Origin of the sequence: Actinomadura sp. NPDC000600, from assembly GCF_040492135.1 — a bacterium.
In the GTDB taxonomy this organism is placed as follows: Bacteria; Actinomycetota; Actinomycetes; order Streptosporangiales; family Streptosporangiaceae; genus Spirillospora.
Window position 1 is genome coordinate 212,270 of the sequence record NZ_JBEUPD010000005.1, and the last position, 20,393, is coordinate 232,662.

The window sequence follows — 20,393 nt, forward strand, 5'->3', positions numbered from 1 at the left end:
CCCGAGGGATATCGCTCAGCGATGAACGAACCTTTGCCCACTCCGCGAAGCCACCGGCCTTCGGCGTGAATCCCGCACCGGCCAAAATGCTCTCGGCAAGGGCGCGCCGCCGTCACCTGCTGCGGGGCCGGTCAGCGTGTGGGGTCGCCGGGGCCGAGCGCCGGGCCGTGGTCGAAGGTGAAGCGCGGTCCGGGCAGGCCGCTGGGTCCGGGGCGCGACGCCTCGGTCGCGCGCCGCTCACCCAGGCAGTAGGCGGCCTGGTCGCGGAGCCGCGGCAGCAGGGAGTACAGGACGTCGCCGGGGCAGGCGGTGCTGTTGTAGTCGCGGTGCCCGACGATCGCCGTGTGCGGATCGAGATCGTAGACGTCGCACAGCCACGCACAGGTCCGGACGAGCCTTCGCCATAGCGCGCCGGTGGGCGCCGCGGTCATGTAGGTGCCCTCGTTCTCGATGCCGATCGTGTGGTCGTTCTCGCCGAGGGTGTGCGCGCCGACGACGTGCTTTTCCGCGCAGATGACCTCGATGGCGCGGTTGCGGCCCTCCATGAGATGACCGCCGCGGCTGATGGTGAGCTGCTGGCCGGTGTCGTCCCAGCCGTTGGTGTCCATGTGGAAGTCCTGGATCGACCGGGACAGGGCGAGGGCGTGGTCCAGCGAGTAGTCCGTGGAGTTCGGCGAGGCGGTGTGATGGACCACGATGTGGTCGGGAGCCCGGTCCAGCACGGTCGCCGGCACCTTGGGCGGCCGTGCCTCCCACTCGGCGCGGGTGTAGATGCGAGGCATGACCTGCGCCGACGCCACGGCGTGCGGCCCGGCCAGCGGGCCCAGCAACGCGCCGCCCACGAGGGCGGTGGTGCCCTTGAGCAGGCCGCGGCGGGGAAGGTGCGGGTCGGCGGGCATGAGCGTTCCCTCCAGGAGTCGATCAGCCGATAAGGCGATCTCGCGGGAAGATAGTGGAAATGGCGCGATATGTACTAGTCGTGTCGGTGGTCGCGTTCGGGAGCGAAAACGCGACCGCTTGATCAGAATCTAGTGCCGCGGCGGTAGCCACAGATGCGCCTTGGCTTTGCGTGTCTGCTTGCAGTTGACGCTCAATGGGGCGTAGGCGTTCGGGTCGATGGCGCCGTCACCGGCCGCGGCGCGGTAAAGGTGGTCGGAAACGACCATGCCGATGTCGGCGTCCAGGGCGCCGGCCATGGCCCGCTTGAACGCGGGGGCGTCCAGCAGCCGGAAGAGGTGCGTGACGGCTTGGCCGAGGACGCCGTGGGCGTCGTGCTGGACCTCGCCGCAGTGCACGGCCATCCGCAGCCGGAGGCGGGTGATGTCGTTGGCGAGCCGGTTGGAGCGCCGCAGCAGCGCCGCCAGGTGGTGCGCCAGGGGATCCAGCGCGGCGAAGGAGTCCACGGTCGGCGGTGCGACGATCAGCGCACCGTCGCCGCGGTCCTCGCGGTGGCAGGACCACCAGGGCAGCCGCGTCATGGCGAAGGAGTCCGCCAGCAGCTCGTACATGGTGGCGCGCAGCAGGCGCTGGACATCATGCGTGCGGCGCTCGTCGCCGAAGCCGGGGATGTCCAGGGCGATCAGGGTGGTGTTCATGGTCGGGGACGGCTCACTCGGCTGGGGTCGGTGGGGACTGGGAATCGTCTGACATCAGGTGGTCCGCCCAGAAGTCTTCGAGTTCCTCCGCGCTCAGTTCGTGCACGGGGGAGGTCGGCAGCGGACGACCGGTGCGTATCGCCCAGACCGTCATGAGCGCCAATGCCATGTACGCGTCGTCGCCGACCGGTCCGATAGCGGTTCGGGGCATTTCGCGAGCACAAGTCGGGGGACGCATCCGTGTCCTTCTCGGGAGTTTCGTGCGGACGCGGTCAACCTTGGTCGTTCTCGCCCGGAAGTGAGGCGCGAACGTCCAACCCCGGATGCCTCGGACGGGACGGAGCTACCATCCAGTACATCCGAAATTGATCCGGGATGCTCCTGGGACGTGGCGGTTGTCGACTGATGGACCCCCAACGGGGCTCTTGTTATTCGCTGTAACCAGCGCCACGAAATGTGTCATGTGACCGAACCATCCCTGTCGGAGCTGGCAGCATGTCGATGCCGAAGATCCATCGGGGCCCTAGCGTGGACGGAGTCGATCATGGCGGACGGGGTTCCCGGCAGTCGCTTCGCGCCGGTGGTCTCCCTCCTGAGGCACAACCGCCGCGTCGCGGGAGTGCCCAGTTATCAGACGATCGAGAATATTTCGGCGGAGTTGGAAGTCGCCAAGCGCCCGTTTTACGGCGTTTTAGTGTGGCGTGTTCCGCGCTCGACCGCTAATGACCTCTTCAAGAAGTCCAGGCCGCGCATCCCGCGATGGGAACTGCTGGAGTCGCTGTGGGCGACGCTGTACCGCTACGCCGAGTTGAGAGGCCGCGAGACGAACGGGATGTTCTCCCTGGCCGATCTCCAGCGCAGCTACCGGGAGGCGCAGAACGCGCCCGACGATCCCGCCGAGAGCGCGCACCGCGCGCGTCCCGCCAGCGCCCCCGAGGGCGGCCTCGATGTCGGGGCGGAGGCCGCGGAGCTCCAGGGGCCGCTGGACTGGAGCGCCCTCCTGGCCGACTCGCTGCCGACGGCGGGCGCCGCGGGCGACGTCCCCGCCGAGTCCCGCCCGCGCGAGGTCGACCAGCAGTTCGTCGCCGAACTCCAGAAGCGCGGTGGCCGGGCCCTGGTGCAGTCCTATCGGGACGTCATTCCGGACTGGTTCGTGCTCTACGTGCTGGCGGAAGCGGAACTGGCCGAGATCAGGGCGTACGCGCCGCTCCGGATACCCGGCCTGCTGCAGACCGGCGAGTACGCCCGCCTGGTCATCGCGCGCGACCTTCCGGACATCTCCGAACCGGAACTGCGCCGCAGGGTGGATCTGCGGCTGTCCCGGCAGGACGTCCTGTACCGCCCCGGCGGGCCGAGAGTGTGGGTGATCATGCATGAGCGCGTGCTGCGCGACGACGTGGGGAGCCCGGCGGTCCTGCGCGCGCAGATCCGGCACCTGATCGGGCTCGCGGGTTATGCGAACATCACGCTCCAGGTCATTCCGGCTGGGGACCGGCCGTTCGCGGACGGCCCGCTGACGGTGATGCGGTTCCGCGAGCCCCACGTCAATGACATGATCTTCCTTGAGTTCCCCGGGTACGGGCTCTACCTGCATCGCCGGCGCGACATCCTGTATTTCTCCGAGCATTTCGCGACTTTCATGGTCGGCGCCCGGTCCCCGGACGAGAGCATTCGCTTTCTCCACGGCCTCCTGTGACCACCTCCAGCCATCGGATCCGAGCCGGTGTCCTCCTCCCCGGTTCTCTGGTCTCATGGGTGAGGAAACGATCAGCCCCCGAAGGGTTCTGGAGGATCACGATGTCGAGCGGCCCCGAGGAATTCCAGGCCAGAGCCGGCAAGGACCTCATGCGCGGGATCGACACCAGCGTCCCCCACTCGGCGCGTATCTGGAACTACTGGCTCGGCGGCAAGGACAACTTCGCCGTCGACCAGGAGGCGGGCGACCAGTACGCCCGCCTCTTCCCCGGGATCTTCGATCTGGCGAAGGCCGAACGGGCCTTCCTCGGCCGCGTGATCCGCTACCTGGTCGGCGAGGCGGGGGTCCAGCAGTTCCTGGACGTCGGAACCGGCCTGCCCACCGAGGACAACACCCACCAGGTCGCCCAGGCGCTGGCCCCCGAATGCCGCGTCATCTACGTCGACAGCGACCCGCTCGTCCTGGCCCATGCCCAGGCCCTGCTCGTCAGCAGCCCCGAAGGCGCCACCGCCTACATCGACGCCGACATGCGGGACCCCGACCGCATCCTCGGCCAGACCGTGAGCCTGCTGGACTTCGACCGGCCCATCGGCCTGCTGTTCATGGGCGTGCTCGGGCACATCACCGACGACGCCGAGGCCCGGGGCATCGTGTCGCGCCTGGTGGAGGCGCTCCCCTCCGGCAGCTACCTCGCCCTCAACGACGGCGCGAACACCGATGCCGAGTTCAACCGGGCGCAGCAGAGCTACGACGACACCGGAGCCGTTCCGTACCGGCTGCGCAGCCCGGACGAGATCGCGCGCTTCTTCGAGGGCCTGGAGGTGGTCGACCCGGGCGTCGTTCCCATACCGCTCTGGCGCCCTGATCTCGGCGACCCGGGTGCGCCCAGGGCGATGAACGCGGTCGGCGGCGTCGCCAGAAAGGCATGGCCCGGCGACTCTCGGTGACGGCGATGATCTCTCAGGAGTCCGAAGAATGAAGTCGGAGCCGGGAAATGAAAAGGTTCTTGTCGATCAGGCGACCGTCCCTCGCGAGGTGAGAGACCGGACCACCCCTTCATAAGACGGGCCGGTTTACCGGTGATCCGAACCCGGGTGAGAAGTGCCGTCTCGCCGGGCCGCCACCGATATCGATTCGAGCTTGAGGGGAGGCCGTGGGCGCTGTTAGCTTCACCCGGTGGACGACATGCGTGCACAGGCGGACGCGGTCGCGGACTTCGCGGCGGCTCTGCGAGAACTGCGCGAATCGGTGGGCAACCCGCCTTTCCGGGAGATGTCCGGCCGGTCCGGGGCGATCTCGCACACGACACTGCACGAGGCCACGAAGGGCAACAGGCTCCCGAGCTGGGGGACCACCGCCGAGTTCGTCAAGGCCTGCGGCGCCGACCCGGCGGCCTACCGCGAACGCTGGGAGCGGGCGAACCTGGCGGTCAGGTCGGCGGGCGTAGGAAGGCCCGCCGCCTCGGCGGCCTTACCTCTTGAGACCACCGAAGGCTCCGCCGCGAGCGCCGTGGAACCGTCGGGTACGTCCATCGCCATCGAGCCGCAGGCGTCCGGGCTGGCCGAGGGGACGGCGGCGACCGTGCCCGTGCGGCGGCCGCCGGACGAGATCGCGGGTGGGGCCCGGCCGCCGGCCGCCGTCCCGAGGGGGCGAGGGTCCTCGCGGCGGGCCCGCCTGGTGAAGATCGCACTCGTGACCGCGGTCATCGGCGCGGGGACCGGGGCCGTCATCGTGTACGCCGTCGAACGCGGCTCCGGGTCCGGGCGGGACGGCCCCGACGCGTCCGGCAACCGGGCCAAGGCCGCGCTCTCTCCCGCGGACTGCCCGGTGCACGCGACCAACCCGGCGCCGGCTCCGCCCACGCACAAGGGGGATGCCGCCAGTTTCGTCGCGGACATCACGCTCCCCGACTGCACGCGCGTCGGCGCCGGGAAGTCCGTGACCAAGGTGTGGCGGCTCAAGAACGCCGGGACGGTCCCCTGGGAGGGCTATTCGCTGCGCCGCCTCGACCTCCCGCAGAAGGCCGACAACTGCCAGACCATCTCCGAGGTGCCGATCGCCGACACGCGGCCGGGCCAGGTGGTCGACATCCGCACCGACATCACCACGCCCAAGCAGCCCGGCCTGTGCTACGTCCGGTTCAAGATGGTGGACGGTGCGGGACGGGTCGCGTTCCCCGGAAGCCGTCCGGTCAACTTCCAGGTCATCGTCGAAGGACCCTGATCCCCCGCCGCGGAGGGGCACGGCGGGGAACCAGGGTCCGGGGGAGCGGGATCAGGAGATGCTGATCCCGCTGTAGTAGGCCTTGAGGATGGTGGAGTAGCTCTGCCCCGCGTTGGCCTTGTCACGGGAGCCGTACTGCGACATCCAGTCCCCGTTCACCCAACCGCCGCACGCCGTGGTCGTCGAGCAGTAGTGGGCTTCCAGGATCTTTCCGCCGCGGGTCATCCGCTTGCCCCACGTCGCGTCCACGGCGGAGCTCGTGGACGCCTTCGCCGATCCGGGCTTGTACACCTGGCTCGACGTGGTGTCGTAGACGTCGAAGCACTGGCCGCCCGACGTCTTGCGCGTCGAGTGCAGCGCCCAGTACCAGCCGTAGCTCTTGACGGCCATCGCGCCGGCCTTCAGCGACTCGCCGGGCCAGCTCGACACCCACTCGTTGGGCAGGACGTTCTTGACGTAGGTCTTGAACGACACCCGGTCCACCCGGCCGAGGGACACCCGGTACACCAGGATCGTCGAGGGGAGCTTGCTGTCGGTGCCGTCCGTCTTGCATCCGGTGGGCGGCGTGGAGCTCAGGAACTTGTGCGAGGCGTTCTGGTTCTTCAGGCTGGAGTTCAGGTTGCCCTTGGCTCCCGCCTTGAAGTCCTGGTACGTGCCGCCGTAGTTGCTGTTGTAGTAGACGCGGACGGTCTTGGTGCTGCGGTTCCAGACCGACGCGGCCTGGTTCTTCACGCACTTGCCCTTCCCGTTGCCCGACCCTTTGAAGTCGTAGCAGGAGGGCTGGGCGGTGCCGTAGTCGGCCACCGAGCCGGTGAAGTCCGAGACCGACCCCGCGTTGTTGCTGTTGAAGTAGTAGCAGAACTCGCCGCTGTCGCAGACGCCGTCGCGTCCCGCCGCGGAGGCGGGCGCGGACGCCGAGACGAGGGCCGCTCCGCCGAGCGCCATCGCGGCGGTCGCCGCGGTGGCCCGCGAGATCAGCCGCACGGTTCGTGTCGACACAGTCGTCTTCCTCTACTGGTGGAGGCCGCAGCGCTCTATCGGACGTTGTAGCCCTGGGAGTTCCAGAACGAGGTCGGGTTCGGGTTGTCGAGGACCGGGTCGTTCACGCTCTTGGACGCGTGCGTCTGCTTGCCGGGCCGCATCTCGACGTGGGTGTGCGCGCCCGAGCTGGACGACACGCCGTGCCACGACTCGTCGGCGATGATCTGTCCCTTGCTGATCGACTGGCCCACGCTCAGCGACGACCGCGGAGCGGTGTGCAGGTAGATGACCGTCTTGTTCGCCGAGGCGTTGTAGACGGCGATCGTGGACAGGCCCGAGCTGCCGGTGGCACCGCGCGCGATGTAGGTGATCTTACCGCTGACCAGGGCGTGCACGTCGGAGCCGACGCTGCGGGCGATGTCGATGCCCTCGTGCCGGCCGGGGGTGCTGGTGTAGCCGTCGAAGCCGCAGGTGATCCGGCCGCCGCTCGCCTTGTACAGCGCGTAGGACATGTTCGTGCGCGACGACGGCGAGAACTGGTGGGAGGCGTTCTGGTTCTTCAGGCTGGAGTTCAGGTTGCCCTTGGCTCCCGCCTTGAAGTCCTGGTACGTGCCGCCGTAGTTGCTGTTGTAGTAGACGCGGACGGTCTTGGTGCTGCGGTTCCAGACCGACGCGGCGTTGTTCTTGACGCACTTGCCCTTGCCGTTGCCCGCGCCCTTGAAGTCGTAGCAGGAGGGCTGGGTGGTGCCGTAGTCGGCGACCGAGCCGGTGAAGTCCGAGACCGACCCCGCGTTGTTGCTGTTGTAGTAGTAGCAGAACTCGCCGCTCTCGCAGACGCCGTTGCGGCTCGCGGCCGAGGCGGGCGATACGACGAGCGCCGCCGTCCCGCCGAGCGCGACGGCGGCGGTCGCCGTCGCGGTGAGGACCTTGTTGAGCGTGTTCATGCTGTTCTCCTTGCGTGTGCGTAACACGATTGACGGATCGATCAGCGGCGCTGGTACTCCTCCCAGGTGCGGATGGTCACCTTCGGGCCGTCGTCCGGGCCGCGGCCGGAGAGCCCGTTCAGGCCGAGGTAGTAGTCACCGACCTGGTGCTGGGCCTGGGTCGAGAGGTCGGTGTCGTTGATGGCGACGGCGTGGATGTGCCACGGCCAGTCGCCCTGGGCGGGGCTGCGCACCCATGCCGCGAAGCCGACCTGGCGCAGCGCGCGGGCGACCGAGGTGCGGGTGGCGGAGGTCATCCCCTTCACCGAGATGTCGACGACCCCGCCGCCGTCATGGGTGCCCGCGGACGTGGGGTCGCCGCCGGGGTTGTAGGAGCCCTGGTCCAGCACGAGGTTCCGGCCGGCCAGCCGTTTCGCCTCGGCGAGCATGCTCTGCGTCCGGGTGTTGATCACGACGCCGCCGCTGGACACCCGGGAGCCCGGTCCGATGGGCCGGCTGACCGTGAAGCGGTCGGCTCCGAGCTTGGTGAGCGACGCCTTGCCCGGCAGCCCGTTGGCGCCGAGACCGCTGTAGCCGAGCGACTTCTGGTACTTCGCATAGGCCGCGATCGTCGTGGTGCCGAAGTAGCCGTCCACCCACTTCGCGTCGAGCAGGTGCCGGTCGCGGAGCGCCTGCTCGACGAGCAGCACGCTCGCCTTCGCGCCGGGGGTCAGCGTGTCGTCGGCCCGCCGCGGGTCGATCTGGGCGGCCTTGACGGCGGCCTCCATGTTCACGCTCGGAAGGGCCGCGGCGCCGTCCCTCTGGGCGGCGGCGGCCGTGACGGCCGTTCCCGTGAGCGAGGTGAGCAGGGTCGCCGTCACGAAGGTGGCGGCATAGGAAGGAAGCTTCATCGGGTCTCCTGGTGGGGGGAGCTCGGGGCGAAGCCCGCGGCGGGGACCACCGTCACCCGGCCGCTCACCTGTCCACAAGAAGATCGGTGTTGTCAGCCTGTTCGCCAGGCATTTCCGTACAGGCGTACACAAGATCTGACAGCCGAGACACCGCCGAACAACACGTCCGGACGCCCACATCGAGCCGTGTTCGGAGCGGCTGACACGGCCGCGTCGGCGACCGGCGGGGCGAGCGCGGGCAGAATGCGGTACATGACTCGGACTGTGGACCTGCCCGGTGGCACCGCGCTGCCGCTGATCGGTCTGCTGACCGAGGCCACCGGTCGGCAGCCGGCGGTCAACCAGATCTCGTGGAGCCCGGCGCAGCACGACCCGGCCCTGCTGGACGAGCACCGCCGCCGGGGGATCGTCGTGGAGGGCTACAGCGGCCTGAAGAACACCGACCTGCGCGATCCGGTCCTCACCGGGATCGCCCGGCGGCACGGCGCCACGCCCGCCCAGGTCGTCCTCCGCTGGCACCTGGAACACGACATCGTGATCCTCCCGAGGTCGTCCCGCCGCGAACACATAGCCGCCAACTTCGACCTGGAAGCCCTGACCCTCACCAAAGAGGACATCGCCGCCATCGACACCCTCTCCCGAACCCGCTGATCCTTCAGCGCGGCCGAAGGGCGCGTTGCCGGCCGTCCACGGGGAGGCGGGGCGGTGTCGGTGGCGGCCAGGCTGTGTCGTCGATGGCGAGCCAGGGGGCGGTGGCCACGCCTGCGGGGGTCAGGTCGGTGAACGTCCTGACCTCGCGGTGGAGGTGGGACTGGTCGACGTAGCCGCACTCGGCGGCGACGTCGACCGGGGCGCGGCCCGCCGCGAGGAGGTGGGCGGCGTGGTCGAAGCGCACGAGGCGGGCGGCGCGCTTGGGCGTGATGCCGAGTTGGGCCCGGAAGCGCGACCAGAGGCGCTTGCGGCTCCAGCCGACCTCGTCCGCCAGGCCCTCGACCCGTACCCGTCCCTGGCCGGTGAGCGTCCGCCGCCAGATGTGGGCCACCTCGGGATCGACCGGCGGGCGGGGGGCCGGCCGGCGGCCGAGGATCTCCGCCGCGATCGCGAACCGCTCGTCCCATGTCGCGGCGGCGCGCAGCCTGTCCTCCGCTCGGTCGGCGTCGTGGCCCCAGACGTCCCTGAAAGGCACCACCGTCCCGGTGAGCTCGGCCGATGCTCCTAGGACCGCGGCCGCCGCGACCGGGCCCAGCCGGATCTGGAGGCACTCGCCGACCCGGCCGCCCACCCGGAGGCCGGCGGGATGGAGCCCGGCGACGAAGCTGCCGTGCCGGCGCCGGCCATGGACGCCGTGGACGATGCCCTCCCCGTCGCTCAGGTCGAGGAGGAGGGTGACGGACGGGTGCGCGACCATGGCGATGTCGACGGGCGCGGGGAGGCGCTGGCGGAACCCCGCCATGGCGACCCCCGGCAGCCGGACCGGCGGGCGCGGGACGGCGATGTCCACCTCCGCCCAGTCGGGGGACGTCCCGGTCGGCAGCACGTGACCAGTCTAGGTCGGGGGCTCGCAGGCCATCGGGTCAGCGGACCGCGGCCGTGAAGTCCAGCAGCAGCTCGCCGGTCGCCTCGGGCGCTTCGAGAGGGGGCAGGTGCCCGACGTCCGGCAGCATCTCGACCCGCGCGTTCGGTACCGCTTCGTACCGGCGCGCCGACGAGGGATCCCAGCGGGGGTCGGCGGCGCCGAAGACCACCAGCACGGGCACCTCCAGGGCGGCGAGGCGCTCGGGGACGCTCCGCTCGGCGACGTAGGCGGTGTTTCGGCGCAGGACCGTCCTCATCGAGCGGTAGGTGATGGCTTGTACGCCGGTGACCAGGTCGTCCGGGACGTCCACCGGGTGCGCGGCCGTCGCGGCGATCCCGCGGCGGATCATCGCGTCCGAGCGCCTCGCCCACAGGACCGGGCCGAGCGGCGGGGACAGCAGGACCCGGAGGAGGAGCGGCTGCCGGAGGAACGCGTCGAGACTCGGACCGCTGCTGATCAGTACGAGCGAGCCCACGAGGTCGGGCCGCCGTTCGGCGAGCGCGGTGGCGACGTAGCCGCCGCTGGAGTGCCCGGCCACGGCGGCGCCCCTCAGCCCGAGGTCGTCCAGCAGGGCGGCGACGCGGTCCGCCTGGTCGGGAACGTCGTACGACGGCGCGGGCGGGGACTGCCCGCAGCCGGGGAGGTCGACCCGGACGACGTGGTGGCGGCCGGCGAGCGCCGGGACCATGGGGTTCCACGTGGCGCCCGAGGCTCCCGACCCGTGGAGGAGCAGCAGCGGCGGCGCCTGCCGCGGCCCGTCGTGGACCACGTGCATCCCATGCGAGCGCTCGACATCGACTTCACTCATGCACCGACCATGCACGGCCGACCGCCCGCCGGTCTTGGACAAATGTTCCGGTCGAGCGGCGGTGCGCTCAGTCCGGAGGGAGGACGCCGGTCAGGTACTCGCGGACGGTGAGGCGGAGGTCGTCCAGGGCGGGTTCGCGTCCCGCGCCCGCGATGGCGTCGAACATCACGCCTTCCATGAAGGCGACGAGGGCGTGCCCGTGCCGGTCGGGGTCGGTCGAGCCGGCCGCGGCCATGAGCGAGACGGCGGCACGGCGGAAGTCGCGTCCGATCGCGTCGTAGATCGCGCGCAGCTCCGGCCGGCGGGTGGCTTCGAGCGCCAGTTCGTACCGGGCCAGCGTGCGGCGCCGGTCCTCGTGCAGGGCGCCGTGCAGGAAGCGCGCCAGCGCCTCGGCGAGGCCGCCCTGCTGCGGGCCGAGGCCGGCGAGGCCGCGCTTCTCCAGTTCGGTGAGGTGGACGAGGGCGAGTTCGAGGAGTGCGGCGCGGCTCCGGGCGACGTTGGACGTGGAGCCGGGAGGGAGCCCGGCCGCCTCGTCGACGGCGCGGTGGGTGAGGCCGCGCATGCCGCGCTCGGCGAGCAGGGTGATGGCGGCTTCGGCGACGAGCGTCGCCCGGGTGGTGAGCACCACGTCAGACTACTCATGTAGTGCACACTATGAATGTAGTGGCACTATAGATGTAGTGAAGGGGGTCGGCGATGGCGAACGCGATCGTGGTCGGGGGCGGGATCGGCGGGCTGACGGCCGCGGTGGCCCTGAGCGGGAAGGGGTGGACGGTCACCCTGCACGAGCGGGCTCCCTCGTTGGAGCCGATCGGGTCCGGCCTCGCGCTCGGGCCCAACGCCCTGCGCGCGCTCGACACGATAGGGGCGGGTGACGCGGTGCGGGAGCTCGCGGTGATGCAGGGGGACGGCGGCCTGCGCACGGCGGGCGGCGCTTGGCTGAGCCGTACGAGTGCCGAGGCCCTGGTCGCGCGCTTCGGCGACCCGACGGTGGTGCTCATGCGCAGCGCGCTCGTCGATCTGCTGGCGGAACGGCTGCCCGAGGGCACCCTCAGGTTGGGATCGACGGTCAGGTCGGTGTCGCCGGACGACGGCATCGTGGTCACCGGGGAGGGGGAGGAACGGGCGGACCTGGTCGTCGCGGCGGACGGCATCCACTCGTCCGCCCGGTCGGTGCTCTTTCCGGGGCCGTCCCCCGTCCGGTACACGGGGCTGACCGCGTGGCGGGCCGTCACCTCCGAATCCGTGGGGGACGTCGCGGGAAGCGAGGCTTGGGGACGCGGCCGCGTGTTCGGCATGACCCGGCTGGCGGGCGGGCTCGCCTACGTCTACGCCACGGCGAAGGCCCCGGAGGGTGTCCGCGCCCAGGACGAGCGCGCCGAACTGCTCCGGCTGTTCGGGGACTGGCACGACCCGATCCCGGCGCTGCTGGCATCACTGTCCCCGGACCGTCTGATCCGCAATGATCTCTACGCGATGGGACGCCCGCTGCCGTCCTTCCACCGCGGCAGGGTGGCGCTGCTGGGCGACGCCGCCCACCCGATGACGCCGAACCTCGGGCAGGGCGCCTGCCAGGCCGTCGAGGACGCGGTCGTGCTGGCCCACGAGGTGTCGGCGGGCGGGGGAGGGCTGCCCGCCTACACCGCGGCGAGGCTTCCGCGCACCACCGCGGTGATGCGCCGCTCCCTCCAGATCGCCCGTCTCACCGCCCTTTCGGGTGCCGTGCCGGTCGCGGCGCGCAACGCGATGGTGTGGCTGGGAGGCAGGCTCGGCCCCACCGCGGTCCTTCGCCAGGCGGACCAGCTCTACCGCTGGTCCCCGCCGGAAAGCACGTCCCCGTGACCGCTCTGCCCACCCGAGGACCGGTTCTATGACGTCGCCATTGCTCCGCGGATTCCTGCAGCGCGCCGGCCTGCCCGCCGACGCCCGTCTCGAAGACGTCGTCCGGGCGGTCCAGCGCATCCGTTACGGCCGTCCCCGCGACCGCTCCCCGGAGGGCGTCCTGTCCGAATGGACGGGCACCTGCTCCACCAAGCACGCCCTGCTGGCGAAGCTGGTCCGTGAGCGTTGGCCGGAGCATGACCCCCGCCTCGTGCATCGGGTCTACCGCGTCGATCGGGAGCTGGCGCGCAGGCGGTACGGCTCCGTGCCGGCGGCCGCGGTGCCCGAGGAGGGGCTGACCGACGTCCACCGATACCTGCTCCTTCGCCGCGACGGTCGGGACGTGGTCATCGACGTCACCTTCCCCGGCGATCCCCCGTGGGACGGCCGGACCGACATGCCGATGGCGTGCGGGCCCGGCCAGGACCATCCGGCAGGGCCCGACCCGGACGCCGAGAAGGCCGTCCTGGAAGCCGCCCACTGCGACCCCGCGGTGCGGGAGCCCTTCATCGCGGCGCTCTCCCGCACGCCGTGAGCCCCGGCTGCCAGGCATGACAAGGAACCTGAAAGGCCATAAGAACACTAGTTCGGAAATCGTCCATTCCGAATCGTCGCGCGTCATCATCCCGGCAACACGCGCCTTCGCATCCGATCTACATGATCTCGACAAAACATCACCAGCGATGATCGTTCTTACGGTAAATGCCCGTTTCGGGCGACGTGAGCTGTTGATACAGCAACTATGCGAATGTCGATATCAACCCGGAAATCGGCTATCGGTCGGCGGCCCAGTGCCGGTCGGGCCGCGGCGAGCGCCTTGCTGGTCGGCGTGCTGGGGCTGGCCGCGCTCTCGGGATGCGACGGCGATGAGCGCCGGCCCGCGACACTCCAGCGGGCGACCAAGTCGAATCACCCTAAAACCGCACAATTCACGGTCGCGGCCACCGGCGACTTTCTGCTGCACCGGATCCTGATCGACCAGGCGGCCTCCGACGCTCGCGGCAGAAAGCGGGGCGGATACGACTTCATGCCGATGCTCGCCCGGCTCAATCCCGTGATCAGTCGAGCGGACCTGGGGATCTGCCACGTCGAGACCCCCCTGGCCAGGCGGTCGGGACCCTTCTCCGGCTATCCGGCGTTCAACTCGCCGCCGCAGATCGTGGACGCGATCCGCGGGCTCGGCTACGACTCCTGCTCCACCGCGTCCAACCACTCCATCGACCAGGGCGAACCAGGGGTGCGCCGCACGCTCGACGCCCTGGACAAGGCGGGCGTCAGGCACGCCGGCACGGCCCGCAGCGCGGCGGAGGCGAAGAAGACCAACCTCCTGGACGTGAAGGGCGTCAAGGTCGCGCACCTCTCCTACACGTACGGCACCAACGGCATACCGAAGCCGTCCGGCAAGCCCTGGCTGGTGAACGACGGGCTGGACCCGGCCAGGATCCTCGCGGACGCGGCCCGCGCCAAGCGGTCCGGTGCCGACATCGTCATGGTCAGCCTCCACTGGGGCGAGGAGTACCAGCACGAGGCGACCCCCGAGCAGCGGCGCCTTGCGGCGACGCTGCTGCGCTCCCGCGATGTCGACCTGATCCTCGGCGACCACGCGCACGTCGTTCAGCCTTTCGAGCGGATCAACGGCAAATGGGTCGTCTACGGGATGGGCAACCAGGTCGCCAATCCGGTCGCGAACATCCAGGCCACCCACGAAGGGCTCGTCGCCCTGGTCGCCTTCACGTGGGACGCCCGCGAACGGCGGTGGAAGGAGAAGCCCTCCTTCGTCCCCACCCTCGTCGCGCCCGGCCCGCCCATCAGGCTCCGGACCCTGGTCCGCGGCGACTCGGCCGACCAGGCGGCCATCGACGACACGACGAGAGTCGTCCGCAGCCTCGGATTCAAGGTCCCCGACGCTTCGGACCAGGTCACCTCGGTGAAGCTCCAACGCCCCGGGAGACGCTGAGCCCTTGCCGCGGCCTCGCGTCGTAGGGTGAGGGGCACCCGGGACGGACGGGAGGCCGGATGACCGAGGCGACGGTGGCCGGGGTGATGGCGGAGTTGGCCGGGCTCCAGGACCCGAAGATCCGCGAGGTGAACGAGCGGCACGGCGACGACCACGGCGTGAACCTCGGCAAGCTGCGCGCGCTCGCGAAGCGGCTGAAGACGCAGCACGAACTCGCGTGCGGGCTCTGGGGAACCGACGACAGCGCGGCGAGACTGCTGGCGCTCCTGATCTGCCGCCCGAAGGCGTTCGAGCGCGACGAGCTGGACGCCATGCTGCGCGAGGCGCGCACGCCCAAGGTGCACGACTGGCTCGTGAGCTACGTGGTGAAGAAGAACCCGCACTGCGAGGAGCTGCGCCTGGCCTGGTCCGCCGACCCGGACCCGGTGGTCGCGAGCGCCGGCTGGGCGCTCACCGCCGAACGCGTGGCGAAGAAGCCCGAGGGCCTCGACCTCGCGGCTCTGCTAGACGTCATCGAGGCCGAGATGCGGGACGCCCCCGACCGCCTGCAGTGGGCGATGAACACCTGCCTCGCCCAGATCGGGATCGAGCACGCCGACCACCGCGCCCGCGCCATCGACATCGGCGAACGCCTCCAGGTCCTGAAGGACTACCCGACGCCCCCGAACTGCACGTCCCCGTTCGCCCCCATCTGGATCACCGAAATGGTGAGTCGAAAGCAGCAGTGATCGACCACGCCGCCCGCCGGGGACGTCCCGGGGGCGGAGTCAGCCGGTGGCGGCGATGAACGCCTCCACGGTGCGGTTGAACTCGGCCGCGTGCTCGATCTGGGCCCAGTGGCCGCAGCGGTTGAGCAGGACGAGGCGGCTGTCCGGGATGAGCGAGACGAGGTGCAGGCTGTTCTCGTAGGAGACGACGCGGTCGTCCCGTCCGTGGATCAGCAGGGTCGGCGCGGTGATGCCCCGGACCCGCGTTCCCAGCGAGAAGTACGGGAACCCCTGCTGGGCGTCGATCCGGTCGTTCCAGCTCGCGAGATGCTCCGGCTTGTCCAGGGCTGCGCGGGACCGGGCTTCGGCGAGCTCGTCGGTGGCGAACGAGGTGTCGTAGACCATCACCTCGACGAGCCGCCTCATGCTGGCGGGACTCGGGTCCCGGTATGCGTGGAAGAGCACCGCCAGCCCTTCCGTCGGGCCGTCGCCGGGTGAGAAGACGAGGTGGACGGGGGCCGGGACGCCCATGGTGACGAGGTGCGAGATCCGGTCCGGGTGCCGCGCGGCGGCTTCGATCGACGTCATGCCGCCCATGGAGTTGCCGACCAGTGCGGCCTTCCCGACGCCCAGGGCGTCCAGGAACTCGACGAGCACCCCGACATGGTCGTATCCGGTCTCCGCCGTCTGCGTGTCGCTGTCACCCCAGCCCGGCATGTCGATCGCGAGGACGCGGAACCGGCGGGCGAGGGGGCCGATGTTGGGGCCGAAGTTCGTCAGCCCGGTGGCCCCGGGGCCGCTGCCGTGCAGGAGGACCACGGGATGCCCGGTCCCCGCCTCCCAGTAGTGGACGCGGAACTTCTCCAGGTCGATGAAGCGCTCCGCGGGAGCCTCGGTCGCCGTGCCGGTCATGGTTCGACCCTCTTTCGAAATATTGGTGCCGGGGCCCCATTTCCTAATGGACCGTCGGTGAACACGCCGGATGGCGTTCCGTTCGCCGGAACGGATCCGTGCGGCGGCGTTGCCGGGATCTCACACTGCGGCGAACACCACAACGGAGGCACTGATGAGCAGAGTGTCAGCGCTGGGGTATCTGGTGGCCCGCGGCCCGCTCGACCGATGGCGCGAGTTCGGCACCCAGATCCTCGGAGCACAGCCGGCGGACGGCGGCGGGGCGGGCCCCGTCCGGTTCCGCACCGATGAGCGCGCGTGGCGCATCGAGGTCCAGGACGGCCCTCCCGGCCCGGACGCGCTGGTCGCCCTGGGTTTCGAGGCGGCCGACGAGGAGGATCTCGAGGCGGTCGTCAGCCGCCTGGCGGCACGGGGCGTCACCGTCACCGAGGACGACGGGCTGGCGGAGGCCCGGGGGGTCCGGCGCGCGGTGGCCTTCCGGGATCCCGACGGCAACCGGATCGAGTTGTTCGTCGGCGCCGAGATGAGCAAGGCGCCGTTCGTCTCCCCGCGCGGAGTCCGGTTCGTGTGCGGCGACCTCGGGCTCGGGCACGTCTTCATGCTGAGCGACGGCAGCGCCGCCGCCGCGCGGTTCTACCAGGACGGCCTCGGGTTCAGGCTGTCCGACACGATCGCGCTCGGCCCGGAGGACGGCTACTTCCTGCACTGCAACCCCCGGCACCACAGCATCGCCTTCGCCTCGATCCCCGGGCCGCCGCCCGGGCTGGGGCACCTGATGCTCGAAGTCGACTCGCTGGCGGCCGTCGGCCGCGCCCTCGACCTCGCCACGGCCGGCGGCCACCCGATCCAGATGAGCCTCGGCGAGCACACCAACGACCGCATGACCTCCTTCTACGTGGTGACCCCGTCCGGGTTCGCTGTCGAGTACGGCTGCAACGGCCGGCTGGTCGACGACGCCGACTGGACGGTGGCCCACTACGACGCCCCGAGCGTGTGGGGGCACCACTTCGACGCCTCGGCCGTGCCCGGCGCGGACTCCACCACCGGGAAGGTGACCTCGTGATCGACCTTGACGGCATCGCCGGGATCCGCGACGGGATCGTCCCACCGGCCATCTACTCCGACCCCGAGCTGTACCAGCTGGAACTGGAGAACGTGTTCGGCCGCAGCTGGCTGTTCCTGGCCCACGACAGCCAGCTGCCCAAGCCGGGCAGCTTCGTCCAGACCTACATGGCCGAGGACCCGGTGCTGGTCGTGCGGCAGCGCGACGGATCGGTCAAGGCGTTCCTGAACCAGTGCCGGCACCGCGGGATGCGGATCTGCCGCGCCGACGCGGGCACGGCCAAGACCTTCACCTGCAGCTACCACGGCTGGGCCTACGACCTCGGCGGCGACCTGATCAACGTCCCCGCCGAGGACGCCGGGTACCACGGGGAGATCGACAAGGCCCGCTGGAGCGCGCACAAGGTCCCCCGGATCGCGAACCACAAGGGCTTCTACTTCGGCTGCTGGTCCGAGTCCACGCCGGAGTTCGCCGACTACCTCGGCGACATGGCCTTCTACTTCGACGCGGTCGTCGACCGGTGGGACGGCGGGCTGGAACTCGTCCCGGGCACCAGCAGGTGGGTCATCGACTGCAACTGGAAGTTCGCCTCCGAGCAGTTCGCCAGCGACATGTACCACGCGCCGATCGCACATGCGTCGGCGATGCTCGCGCTCACCGAGGACCCGGCCTTCCAGGTCTTCCCGCCCTACGAGGCGCCCGGACGGCAGTTCGCGGGCGACGGGCACGGCTCGGGCGGCAACTGGCTGCCGGTCTTCCCGATTCCCGAGCCGACGTTCGGGCCGGTGTACACCGAATGGCTGGCGGCGAACAAGGAGGAGGTCTTCCGCCGCATCGGCGCCGAGCGCGCGCACAAGGTGTGGGCGCACAACACGATCTTCCCCAACTTCTCCTGGCTGGGGCAGGCCGCCACGATGCGCGTCTGGCACCCGCGCGGTCCCGGGCAGATCGAGGTATGGGCCTGGACCTTCGTGCCCAGGGACGCCCCGGACGAGGTGAAGGACGCCATCCGCCAGGGGAACCAGCGCACCTTCAGCCCGGCCGGCGTGTTCGAGACCGACGACGGCGAGAACTGGAGCGAGATCCAGCGGGTGCTGCGCGGCTGGAAGGCCCGGAGCGTCCCGTTCAACGTCCAGATGGGCCTGGGGCACGAGGAGCGCGACGTGCACGGCCTGCCCGGAAAGACCAACCATGTCTATGCCGAGACGGCGGCGCGCGGCTTCTACCAGCGGTGGAGCGACCTGGTGCGCGGGCTGTCCTGGGAGCGGATCCGCGAACTCGACGAGCGCCGCGAGGCGGAGGAGGTGCGGCCCGCATGAACGCACAGGTCCCGGAAGCGGCCCCGGACACGGCGGCGACCCCGGACGGCCGCGGAAGGACGGCGTACCGCGGCACGGACGTGCACGTCCAGCACGAGGTGGAGCAGTTCCTTTACGCCGAGGCGGAGCTGCTCGACCAGCACCGCTTCGAAGAGTGGGTCGCGCTGTTCGCCGAGGACGTCCTGTACTGGATGCCCACCCGGATGACCCGTCCCATCCGCGAGCGCGACCTCCAGGTGGCCGCGCTCGGCGAGTCGGCGTTCGCCGAGGACGATCTGACCATGCTGCGCGGCCGGATCCGCCAGCTGACATCGGGGATGTCCTGGTCCGAGGAACCGCCGTCGCGCACGCGCCGGCTGATCACCAACGTGCGGGTCCGTCCCCGGGACGGCGGAGAGCTGGACGTCACCAGCAACTTCTACGTCTACCGGAGCCGGCTGGAACGCCATGAGGACTGGTTCGTCGGCGAGCGGTTCGACGTGCTCCGGCCCGCCGACCGGGAGGCGACGGGCTACCCGTTCGTCATCGCCGACCGCAAGATCGTGCTGGAGCAGGCCACTCTGCTGGCCCCGAGCATCAGCATCTTCCTGTGACCGCCGAGATCGGCACCGGCGGGTCGGTGGACCTGCCGGCGGTGCGCGGGAGGCGGTGGGTGCGCCTCTGCCGGACCCGAGAGGTGCCGGACGACGAGGGACGCCGGATCGAGACGGTGCCCCCGGTCGCGGCGTTCCGGCAGGGCGCCGAGTTCTTCTGCGTCGACGACACCTGCACCCACCAGGACTACTCCCTGGCCGGTGGCTGGGCCGAGGACGGCGTCGTGGAATGCGCCCTGCACTGCGCCAAGTTCTCGCTGCGCACCGGCGCCGTCGTCGCCCCTCCGGCGACGGCGCCGGTCAGAGTGCATCAGGTGGCGGTCGTGGGCGAGGACCTGTACGCCGCGCTGCCGGATGACTACCTGGAACGGAATGGGGGCTGACATGGGTTGGCTCAAGGACACCTCCGTGGTCGTGACCGGGGCGGGCTCCGGGCTGGGTCTCGCCATCGTCGAGCGGTTCGCGGCGGAGGGCGCTTCGGTCGTGGCCGTCGACAAGTCCGCGGCGAAGCTGGCGGAACTCCAGGAACGGGCCGGCGGGACGGTCACCACGTTCACGGGTGACGTCCGCGACCACGCCGACAACGAACGCGCCTGCGAGCTGGCCGTCCGGCGGTTCGGCAAGCTGGACACCTTCATCGGCAACGCCGGGATCTGGGACTTCAACGGGTCGCTGGCCGCCACCCCCGCGTCGTCGCTGGCCACCGGGTTCGATGAGCTGTTCGCGGTGAACGTCAAGGCGTACCTCCTCGGCGCCAAGGCCGCGCGGCCGGCGCTGGCGGCGTCCCGCGGCTCAATGATCTTCACGCTGTCGAACGCGGCGCTCTACCCCGCCGGCGGAGGGCCCCTCTACGTGGCCTCGAAGCACGCGGGCCTGGGGCTGGTGAGGCAACTGGCGTACGAGCTGGCGCCCGACATCCGCGTCAACGGAGTCGCCCCCGGAGGCATGGCCACCGATCTGCGAGGGCCGGAGGCGCTCGGCATGGAGCGCACCTCCATCTCGGACGCCGTCCCCATCGACGAGCTGCTCCGGCGGCACTCCGCGCTGCACCGGGCGGCGCGCCCGGCCGACTACGTCGGCGCCTACGTCCTGCTCGCGGCACGGCAGGAGTCCGCGACCGTCACGGGCACCGTGTTCGACGTCAGCGGCTTCGGTACACCGGCCCGTCCGGCGAATCCCGCGACCGAGTGGTGACTCGCGGGCGGCATCTGCCGATGGCCGGCGGCTACCCCGCCGGCCATCGGCGTC

General features: G+C 70.6%; 22 protein-coding genes. 13 read left to right on the forward strand and 9 right to left on the reverse strand.

Annotated features, from left to right (window positions below; genetic code table 11):
* Positions 1 to 131: 131 nt before the first annotated feature.
* Together ABWI07_RS09970 and ABWI07_RS09975 are read right to left on the reverse strand one after the other, a co-directional pair.
* Complete coding sequence (locus ABWI07_RS09970) at positions 132 to 899, reverse strand: peptidoglycan recognition protein family protein (RefSeq protein ID WP_353818307.1); 768 nt, start codon at positions 897 to 899, stop codon at positions 132 to 134.
* 129 nt (positions 900 to 1,028) lie between these two features.
* Positions 1,029 to 1,595, reverse strand: a complete 567-nt coding sequence (locus tag ABWI07_RS09975) for a hypothetical protein (protein ID WP_149261348.1) — start codon at positions 1,593 to 1,595, stop codon at positions 1,029 to 1,031.
* A gap of 544 nt (positions 1,596 to 2,139) precedes the next feature.
* Between ABWI07_RS09975 and ABWI07_RS09980 the strand changes: the two genes are divergently transcribed.
* The 3 genes from ABWI07_RS09980 to ABWI07_RS09990 all read left to right on the forward strand — a co-directional run bounded on the left by ABWI07_RS09980 (position 2,140) and on the right by ABWI07_RS09990 (position 5,514).
* Entirely contained in the window at positions 2,140 to 3,291 is a 1,152-nt protein-coding gene (locus ABWI07_RS09980) for a DUF5753 domain-containing protein (protein ID WP_353818308.1), read from the forward strand.
* Between the two features lie 101 nt (positions 3,292 to 3,392).
* On the forward strand, positions 3,393 to 4,238 hold the full coding sequence (locus tag ABWI07_RS09985) for an SAM-dependent methyltransferase (RefSeq protein WP_353818309.1): 846 nt from the start codon (positions 3,393 to 3,395) through the stop codon (positions 4,236 to 4,238).
* 238 nt (positions 4,239 to 4,476) lie between these two features.
* Positions 4,477 to 5,514 (forward strand): NBR1-Ig-like domain-containing protein, encoded by a 1,038-nt coding sequence (locus ABWI07_RS09990; RefSeq protein ID WP_353818412.1) that lies wholly within the window; start codon positions 4,477 to 4,479, stop codon positions 5,512 to 5,514.
* A 51-nt stretch (positions 5,515 to 5,565) separates the two neighbouring features.
* On the opposite strand, the gene ABWI07_RS09995 is transcribed toward ABWI07_RS09990, so the two are convergent.
* From ABWI07_RS09995 to ABWI07_RS10005, 3 genes are read right to left on the reverse strand one after another with little or no spacing between them, the layout of a single operon-like run.
* Positions 5,566 to 6,513 carry a SpoIID/LytB domain-containing protein gene (locus ABWI07_RS09995; RefSeq protein WP_353818310.1) on the reverse strand — a complete coding sequence of 316 codons (948 nt, stop codon included), beginning with the start codon at positions 6,511 to 6,513 and terminating at the stop codon, positions 5,566 to 5,568.
* Between the two features lie 35 nt (positions 6,514 to 6,548).
* The gene (locus ABWI07_RS10000; RefSeq protein ID WP_149261352.1) at positions 6,549 to 7,439 is read right to left on the reverse strand and encodes a peptidase inhibitor family I36 protein; all 891 of its coding nucleotides are present in this window, start codon (positions 7,437 to 7,439) and stop codon (positions 6,549 to 6,551) included.
* Positions 7,440 to 7,480: 41 nt separating this feature from the next.
* Positions 7,481 to 8,329, reverse strand: a complete 849-nt coding sequence (locus tag ABWI07_RS10005) for a peptidoglycan-binding domain-containing protein (protein WP_149261353.1) — start codon at positions 8,327 to 8,329, stop codon at positions 7,481 to 7,483.
* A 252-nt stretch (positions 8,330 to 8,581) separates the two neighbouring features.
* On the opposite strand from ABWI07_RS10005, the gene ABWI07_RS10010 reads away from it, so the two are divergent.
* The gene (locus tag ABWI07_RS10010) at positions 8,582 to 8,980 is read left to right on the forward strand and encodes an aldo/keto reductase (protein ID WP_353818311.1); all 399 of its coding nucleotides are present in this window, start codon (positions 8,582 to 8,584) and stop codon (positions 8,978 to 8,980) included.
* Between the two features lie 4 nt (positions 8,981 to 8,984).
* On the opposite strand, the gene ABWI07_RS10015 is transcribed toward ABWI07_RS10010, so the two are convergent.
* The 3 genes from ABWI07_RS10015 to ABWI07_RS10025 form a co-directional block, all read right to left on the reverse strand.
* Complete coding sequence (locus ABWI07_RS10015; protein ID WP_353818312.1) at positions 8,985 to 9,866, reverse strand: helix-turn-helix domain-containing protein; 882 nt, start codon at positions 9,864 to 9,866, stop codon at positions 8,985 to 8,987.
* Between the two features lie 37 nt (positions 9,867 to 9,903).
* Positions 9,904 to 10,713, reverse strand: coding sequence for an alpha/beta fold hydrolase (locus tag ABWI07_RS10020; protein ID WP_353818313.1), 810 nt, complete (start codon positions 10,711 to 10,713; stop codon positions 9,904 to 9,906).
* A gap of 67 nt (positions 10,714 to 10,780) precedes the next feature.
* Positions 10,781 to 11,338 carry a TetR/AcrR family transcriptional regulator gene (locus ABWI07_RS10025; protein ID WP_353818314.1) on the reverse strand — a complete coding sequence of 186 codons (558 nt, stop codon included), beginning with the start codon at positions 11,336 to 11,338 and terminating at the stop codon, positions 10,781 to 10,783.
* Positions 11,339 to 11,409: 71 nt separating this feature from the next.
* Here ABWI07_RS10025 and ABWI07_RS10030 point away from each other — a divergent pair, with 71 nt between their 5' ends.
* The 4 genes from ABWI07_RS10030 to ABWI07_RS10045 all read left to right on the forward strand — a co-directional run bounded on the left by ABWI07_RS10030 (position 11,410) and on the right by ABWI07_RS10045 (position 15,279).
* The gene (locus ABWI07_RS10030; protein ID WP_353818315.1) at positions 11,410 to 12,555 is read left to right on the forward strand and encodes an FAD-dependent monooxygenase; all 1,146 of its coding nucleotides are present in this window, start codon (positions 11,410 to 11,412) and stop codon (positions 12,553 to 12,555) included.
* A 28-nt stretch (positions 12,556 to 12,583) separates the two neighbouring features.
* Positions 12,584 to 13,129 carry a hypothetical protein gene (locus ABWI07_RS10035; RefSeq protein WP_353818316.1) on the forward strand — a complete coding sequence of 182 codons (546 nt, stop codon included), beginning with the start codon at positions 12,584 to 12,586 and terminating at the stop codon, positions 13,127 to 13,129.
* A 282-nt stretch (positions 13,130 to 13,411) separates the two neighbouring features.
* Positions 13,412 to 14,551, forward strand: a complete 1,140-nt coding sequence (locus tag ABWI07_RS10040) for a CapA family protein (protein ID WP_353818317.1) — start codon at positions 13,412 to 13,414, stop codon at positions 14,549 to 14,551.
* A 59-nt stretch (positions 14,552 to 14,610) separates the two neighbouring features.
* Positions 14,611 to 15,279: a DNA alkylation repair protein gene (locus tag ABWI07_RS10045; RefSeq protein ID WP_353818318.1), complete on the forward strand. Its 669-nt coding sequence runs from the start codon at positions 14,611 to 14,613 to the stop codon at positions 15,277 to 15,279.
* A 39-nt stretch (positions 15,280 to 15,318) separates the two neighbouring features.
* On the opposite strand, the gene ABWI07_RS10050 is transcribed toward ABWI07_RS10045, so the two are convergent.
* Entirely contained in the window at positions 15,319 to 16,170 is an 852-nt protein-coding gene (locus ABWI07_RS10050; protein ID WP_353818319.1) for an alpha/beta fold hydrolase, read from the reverse strand.
* 154 nt (positions 16,171 to 16,324) lie between these two features.
* Here ABWI07_RS10050 and ABWI07_RS10055 point away from each other — a divergent pair, with 154 nt between their 5' ends.
* Genes ABWI07_RS10055 through hcaB form a run of 5 tightly spaced genes read left to right on the forward strand, consistent with a single transcriptional unit; the run spans position 16,325 to position 20,339 of the window.
* Positions 16,325 to 17,233: a VOC family protein gene (locus tag ABWI07_RS10055; RefSeq protein WP_353818320.1), complete on the forward strand. Its 909-nt coding sequence runs from the start codon at positions 16,325 to 16,327 to the stop codon at positions 17,231 to 17,233.
* Positions 17,230 to 18,552: an aromatic ring-hydroxylating dioxygenase subunit alpha gene (locus ABWI07_RS10060; protein ID WP_353818321.1), complete on the forward strand. Its 1,323-nt coding sequence runs from the start codon at positions 17,230 to 17,232 to the stop codon at positions 18,550 to 18,552. The genes ABWI07_RS10055 and ABWI07_RS10060 overlap by 4 nt, the downstream gene beginning before the upstream one ends.
* On the forward strand, positions 18,549 to 19,145 hold the full coding sequence (locus ABWI07_RS10065) for an aromatic-ring-hydroxylating dioxygenase subunit beta (RefSeq protein ID WP_353818322.1): 597 nt from the start codon (positions 18,549 to 18,551) through the stop codon (positions 19,143 to 19,145). Before ABWI07_RS10060 ends, ABWI07_RS10065 begins: the two co-directional genes overlap by 4 nt.
* A complete protein-coding gene (locus tag ABWI07_RS10070) occupies positions 19,142 to 19,528 on the forward strand; it encodes a non-heme iron oxygenase ferredoxin subunit (RefSeq protein ID WP_353818323.1) in 387 nt (128 codons plus the stop codon). Before ABWI07_RS10065 ends, ABWI07_RS10070 begins: the two co-directional genes overlap by 4 nt.
* Before the next feature lies 1 nt (position 19,529).
* A complete protein-coding gene (gene hcaB / locus ABWI07_RS10075) occupies positions 19,530 to 20,339 on the forward strand; it encodes a 3-(cis-5,6-dihydroxycyclohexa-1,3-dien-1-yl)propanoate dehydrogenase (RefSeq protein WP_353818324.1) in 810 nt (269 codons plus the stop codon).
* Positions 20,340 to 20,393 lie beyond the last annotated feature (54 nt).

What these genes read in the sequence shown, in the direction of transcription:
- ABWI07_RS09980 (WP_353818308.1), top strand. Translation starts at nt 2,140, where the DNA reads ATGGCGGACGGGGTTCCCGGCAGTCGCTTCGCGCCGGTGGTCTCCCTC.
- ABWI07_RS10000 (WP_149261352.1), bottom strand. Translation starts at nt 7,439, where the DNA reads ATGAACACGCTCAACAAGGTCCTCACCGCGACGGCGACCGCCGCCGTC.
- hcaB (WP_353818324.1), top strand. Translation starts at nt 19,530, where the DNA reads ATGGGTTGGCTCAAGGACACCTCCGTGGTCGTGACCGGGGCGGGCTCC.
- ABWI07_RS09970 (WP_353818307.1), bottom strand. Translation starts at nt 899, where the DNA reads ATGCCCGCCGACCCGCACCTTCCCCGCCGCGGCCTGCTCAAGGGCACC.
- ABWI07_RS10055 (WP_353818320.1), top strand. Translation starts at nt 16,325, where the DNA reads ATGAGCAGAGTGTCAGCGCTGGGGTATCTGGTGGCCCGCGGCCCGCTC.
- ABWI07_RS09985 (WP_353818309.1), top strand. Translation starts at nt 3,393, where the DNA reads ATGTCGAGCGGCCCCGAGGAATTCCAGGCCAGAGCCGGCAAGGACCTC.
- ABWI07_RS09975 (WP_149261348.1), bottom strand. Translation starts at nt 1,595, where the DNA reads ATGAACACCACCCTGATCGCCCTGGACATCCCCGGCTTCGGCGACGAG.
- ABWI07_RS10065 (WP_353818322.1), top strand. Translation starts at nt 18,549, where the DNA reads ATGAACGCACAGGTCCCGGAAGCGGCCCCGGACACGGCGGCGACCCCG.
- ABWI07_RS10045 (WP_353818318.1), top strand. Translation starts at nt 14,611, where the DNA reads ATGACCGAGGCGACGGTGGCCGGGGTGATGGCGGAGTTGGCCGGGCTC.
- ABWI07_RS10035 (WP_353818316.1), top strand. Translation starts at nt 12,584, where the DNA reads ATGACGTCGCCATTGCTCCGCGGATTCCTGCAGCGCGCCGGCCTGCCC.
- ABWI07_RS10050 (WP_353818319.1), bottom strand. Translation starts at nt 16,170, where the DNA reads ATGACCGGCACGGCGACCGAGGCTCCCGCGGAGCGCTTCATCGACCTG.
- ABWI07_RS09990 (WP_353818412.1), top strand. Translation starts at nt 4,477, where the DNA reads ATGCGTGCACAGGCGGACGCGGTCGCGGACTTCGCGGCGGCTCTGCGA.
- ABWI07_RS10005 (WP_149261353.1), bottom strand. Translation starts at nt 8,329, where the DNA reads ATGAAGCTTCCTTCCTATGCCGCCACCTTCGTGACGGCGACCCTGCTC.
- ABWI07_RS10030 (WP_353818315.1), top strand. Translation starts at nt 11,410, where the DNA reads ATGGCGAACGCGATCGTGGTCGGGGGCGGGATCGGCGGGCTGACGGCC.
- ABWI07_RS10020 (WP_353818313.1), bottom strand. Translation starts at nt 10,713, where the DNA reads ATGAGTGAAGTCGATGTCGAGCGCTCGCATGGGATGCACGTGGTCCAC.
- ABWI07_RS10010 (WP_353818311.1), top strand. Translation starts at nt 8,582, where the DNA reads ATGACTCGGACTGTGGACCTGCCCGGTGGCACCGCGCTGCCGCTGATC.